Annotated in this window: 3 protein-coding genes; 2 read left to right on the top strand and 1 reads right to left on the bottom strand. The window is 53.2% G+C overall.

The window, feature by feature from the left end; all coding sequences use genetic code 11:
* Positions 1–86: 86 nt before the first annotated feature.
* Positions 87–1,172, top strand: coding sequence for a hypothetical protein (locus JI739_RS24240; protein ID WP_201686597.1), 1,086 nt, complete (start codon positions 87–89; stop codon positions 1,170–1,172).
* A gap of 2 nt (positions 1,173–1,174) precedes the next feature.
* Complete coding sequence (locus tag JI739_RS24235; protein ID WP_201686596.1) at positions 1,175–1,690, top strand: hypothetical protein; 516 nt, start codon at positions 1,175–1,177, stop codon at positions 1,688–1,690.
* Positions 1,691–1,729: 39 nt separating this feature from the next.
* Here the strand turns inward: JI739_RS24235 and JI739_RS24230 are convergent, their stop codons facing one another.
* Entirely contained in the window at positions 1,730–4,831 is a 3,102-nt protein-coding gene (locus JI739_RS24230; RefSeq protein ID WP_201686595.1) for a type ISP restriction/modification enzyme, read from the bottom strand.
* Between the last annotated feature and the right edge of the window lie 35 nt (positions 4,832–4,866).

Below are 4,866 nucleotides of genomic sequence, written 5' to 3'. Positions count from 1 at the left end.
CAACTCGCGGCGGGCGTGGGAATTCAGCGCGGCAGAGCGCCTTTGGATAGCTGTAACATGCTGGACAGTGACACAAGAAGTTGCCGATGATCATTCCCGCGCACCTCAATTTTTTTCAAATCACCGCCTGTGGCTTGCATAAGCGCGATTCCGAAGATAGCTTCGGAATCGATGCTGCCGAGACGTTCCAGCTGATTTACGACTGGGTGGCTGGAAAACCGCTAGAAGACACCATTCCGTGGGACCCGGCAACTGGACGCTCAGGCACGCCCAAATGCTACTGCCACGACGTGTATAAGTGCGACGATTCCGGAGAATATCTCTTTGTCCTCTGGAAATCAGAGGGACAGGGCGGCGGTAGCATTCTGGGGGCACAAGCGACGGCGCCGACGGGCAATTCGCAAGTCATTGAATATACCGAGAACTACCGCGGTAAAAAGGTGATCTGGGGTCATCCCGCATACTACTGGATAGTACCGGCGCTGAACACTGTTATATCCGTAAAGTTCGAAAACTCGGTCTGCGATTCCACCATGCTTCAGGACTGGGTCTCGAAGTGCATCACCAATAGAGTCACTCATCCAAATAAGGTACGAACGGAGACTGATGCAGGATTTGTTCGTTTTGCGTTCACGACCCCAGACAAGAACCCACTCGTAAAGTACTCGTACCGATTCGACGTTCATCTACGAAGCTTGTCCACTGAGGCTGCTGAGATGACGGATCTGGCACACCGAATTACTCACGTAGTGCGTCGCGAGACCATTCGGCTGCAGGGCGGGACGGATGATCGTGCCGGCTGGGTGAAAATGTTCGATCAGGTTCCATATCTGCCGACCAAGCCCAAGGCAAAAACCCGGCAAGTAGAGGTCCGCGCTGAAGCGAAGCCGTCCACTAAGGAAATCAAGGAAATCATTGAGAAATTTGCGCGTGAAAGCCGCAAACGATCTGATTGGGACAACGTAGGATTCGAGACGGATTCTGGCACCGTTTGGGTTGACAGGTATCGCCTACACGAGACCGTACATGTTAATAAGTCATCGTCGGCTACGGTGATGAGCGCAAGCGACATGCACGCTCAACTCGCAAAAAACCGGGACAGGTTGCTCAAGTCTATTCAGAAGGACGAAGCACTTCTGAAGAAGCGCGAAAAGGCGGCGAAGGCGGCATAGTCATGTGGATTCGCGCGGCGATATACGTCATGCTGTCGGCGGCGGCTGCTTGGGTCTGCAATCGGGTGCAGCTGGAATTCCGGTATGAAGACATCAAGGACTACTTGACACTGCTCAGTGGCGTATCAGGTATGGTCTTTACGATTATGGGAATTTGGATTGCCTTTTTATATCCCAATGCCCTCAGCAGGCTTGTCGATCAGCAAAAGGTTGTGACAGTCGATTTTACTGAATCGTTGTCTGACGCTAAACGTCTTGAGCGAATCGTTGCGGCTATATTGATTTCAGCGCTTGTGATGCTGGGAGCGCTTTTCTTCACGCTGGGTAAGCTGGTTTTCGTTCCGATGTCGTTTTATCAAGAACACAGAATGATCGCAAAATCTTCGGCGCTTGGCATGATCGTCTTTATGACACTGGCGCAAGTCGAGGCCGTGTTCAGCGTGATGTTTGCCAACGTCATGTTCATTAATGACTTACATTGGAAGCGTCAAGAACGTAAGGCCAATGAAGAGCTGTAGATCGGTCCGCTAGGACTGTCTTCCTGTCCGCGTTCCTCGTCATCTAGCAGCAGATTGCATCTCAGCTGTTACTCGAACGGTTTCCACACTGACGCGAATGACACGCGCGAGAAGGCTGACGACCGCTTCTTTATGGTCGGCAAACCGATACGTGTTGAACTTCTCCCGCACCGTCGGATCCTTGGGCTTCCTCTCCTTGTACTGATCAAGAACCCAGTCAAGCGCCGCGCGGTTGCTTAAACGATAGTTCCATGCTGACCTGGGAATTCCGCGCAGAAGCGTTTCACTGTCGATGACGATTTGTCCCTTGTCAGGGTCCGAGCTAAGAATCGTTTTGGGCGTTTGACCAGCAGTGCGTGCCTTGGGGTCAGGGTTGTCGATTCGCTCCACATCAAAAGGCAGAGCGCTCTCGAACTCGAGATGCAGCTTGAGCAGTTCCTCGCCCCATTGAGCCCATTGCCAGAAATCCGCGTAAAAAGGTATCCGCGGGAGCTCGCGTTTGAGGTTCAGTGCGTACTTCGCGACGTATTCCGGGTCCTGCAGAACCCCATAGCAGTAGTGAAAGATCGCCTCTTTGGTAATCTTCCGCGCGGTAGTTCGCTTGCTCGAATTGCCACCCGCGGCCTTGTAATGCGAAGTGAACTGTCGAAGCGCCCAGTCAGTGACGTTGATTGCGGTTCCACCGTCAGCATCGAGTCGGGTGAATGGGAGACATACTGCTCCTGCCGCAGCGCCAACGAAGTGGAGATCCGGCACTCTGTTCACCGCGCAGGCCATCCATGGCTTCTGCGATGTCGGATCGCTCACCACGATGCAGTTCGTTCGGACGTCTCCCTTCCCGAAGATCGAAGGTGTTTGATACTGAACTTCGTTGAGCCTGGGATGATAGTACAGCCATTGTTTTACGTACGGTCGGTACATGGCTTCGATTACCGAGCTTGGATCGTACGAGTAGGCGACATCTCGTCGCAGATCCGCCTTTACCGCGCGCGTCCACTTGATCGACAAAACAGGCTCTGAATCCTTCCCTTCTGCCCCACATCGCTCAGTGTTGTAAGCATTCACCAGGGACTGAACTTTTAGGCTAAGCGCATCATGCGATACATCGTACACCCAGTCATCCCGATTCGTGACAACGCCAAGTGAAAAGAGTTTGAATATCGCGCGCTCTCTCGCGGCACTCGTTGCGCTCTTGGTGGATTTTTCTGCGAGAGGTATGAAGTCGGCGAAATCGGTCGCGCCATGGACAATCCAATTTCCCGCCTTGTCTGGCCGAAGTTCCTCGTACTCCAAATCCTTCGCCATGCGAGAACCAAGAAACGCCAGCTTCTCCTGGGCCAGCTCCATTTCTGGTCTGCGCGCGTAGAAAATCCTCCCCGGAGCCTTCGCCTTCGCAGGGGTTCGACGCTTCACCATGAAGCTGATGGCTACTCCAGTTTGTATCCCGAAGACGTTATGCTTCGTCCCGCTCAGTTTGGGATTGCTGCGGACGTCTCCCCCGAGATCGACGATGTATACCTCGCTGAATTCGTCGGCCACCGTCTTGCGGAAACCGTCGAATGTCCGGCTCTCAATGAAACTCCTGTTGGTCACAAAAGCGAGAATGCCATCTGTGTCCAAGCGATCACTTGCCCACCTGAAGAAGCGAGCATACATGTCGTAGAGCTTCGTCTTCTGCGCTGTGCTCTCAGCTATGTAGGTGCGCTTGATCCGTCCGTCTATTGCCGGATACTCGCGATTTTTATTATTATCGTTCTCATTCGCTTGATTCGCGTTGTAGGGCGGATTCCCTATGACAACGCTGATCCGTCTCCCGTTCTGCCGCTTGATGCGGGCAACGTTCTCTTCACTAACACTTCCGAAAAGTTCTGCCGTCGTGCCATGTGCAGACGTATGAAGCCCAACGTTGTCGAGCGTATCCACGAAGCACAGGTTAGGAAATTCTTCATACTTTCCCGTAATCGCAGCGTATGTGGCCTCGATGTTCAGATTGGCCACATAGTAGGGAAGAATGGCAACCTCGTTAGCGTGAAGTTCATCGAGGTACTTGTGGTGCAGCTTTTTCGACTGCCCACGGAAGTGCTCTAGCAGTTCGCAAATGAACGTGCCGGTACCCGTGGCCGGGTCCAGTATCTCCACTCCTGAGTCGATAAGATTCTTGCCGAAATGCTTTTCACATAGCCAGTCGGCTGCGTCTACCATGAACCGGACGATCTCGTTAGGCGTGTAGACGACTCCGAGCCGGTCTGCCGCCTTCACGTTGTACACCTTGTAGAAATTTTCGTAGATCACCTTCAGGAAGGTTTGCTTCTCATGGTGGCTTCCGATCTGTGCGGCGGCCGCTCGGATCGCGGCGTAGTACGGTTCCAACCCTTTTAAGGTTTGCTTCTTGAGAGCTCCCGTGAAGAAGGCGTTCTCCAGCGCATACAGCTCGCGCGCGACGTTGTTCTCGTGGTGAAACTCGCTGTCGAAGACCTTGCTGAAGATCTCCTCTGTGAGGATGTGCTGAATCAGCATTTCCCGCACGTCGGCCCCACCTAGTGAAGGATTGATTGCCTCCTGCGCATGCTGCAGGAACTTTGCGGAGGCTGCTTGGAACGTCGCGTTCGTCGTCTCTTGCTTCTCGATCATCTCGCGAAGCGCTTTCAGGACTGCGGGCAAGTCCTCCTTGAACTGTTCGACCGCTACTCTAAAGCTGGCGATCTCGGGACGCTCGTAGCCGAAGAATAGCTTCAGCAATTGCCCTAGCTTCGCTGTATCAGCGATATCGCACCGGAGCACTTCTTCTTTGTGCTGAATCAGTACGGCATGGATGTCATCGCTGAAGACAATATTGTCTTGAGGGTAGCCTTTGCGAAGCTTCTTCTCGATCTCTTCTTCGAGGTCGTCGCGTTCGTCCTTGGCTTCCCAATAGCCAAGTGGCATCCTTAGCTCGTGGAGCAGAGCGCCGTCGACGGTAATGTTGGTCTTGAAAGCGGTTTTGAGTGGGTACTCTGCCAAGAAGACCAGATTGTTCTGACGCCCCCAGTTCTTGAGGAGGTCTTTGAAGGCCTCTCTGACAATGGTCTCTCTGCTGCTACCGCTGACTTTTTTGATGACGTCCAGCTGGCTCAGGTATTCGTTGATCAGAACTTGGCTCATGTGGCTCCTCTGAGCCAATTCTATTGCTGAGGTCT

The sequence above is a fragment of the Ramlibacter aurantiacus genome, assembly GCF_016722895.1.
In the GTDB taxonomy this organism is placed as follows: Bacteria; Pseudomonadota; Gammaproteobacteria; order Burkholderiales; family Burkholderiaceae_C; genus Ramlibacter; species Ramlibacter aurantiacus.
This window is presented reverse-complemented; position numbering and strand designations above follow the sequence as displayed.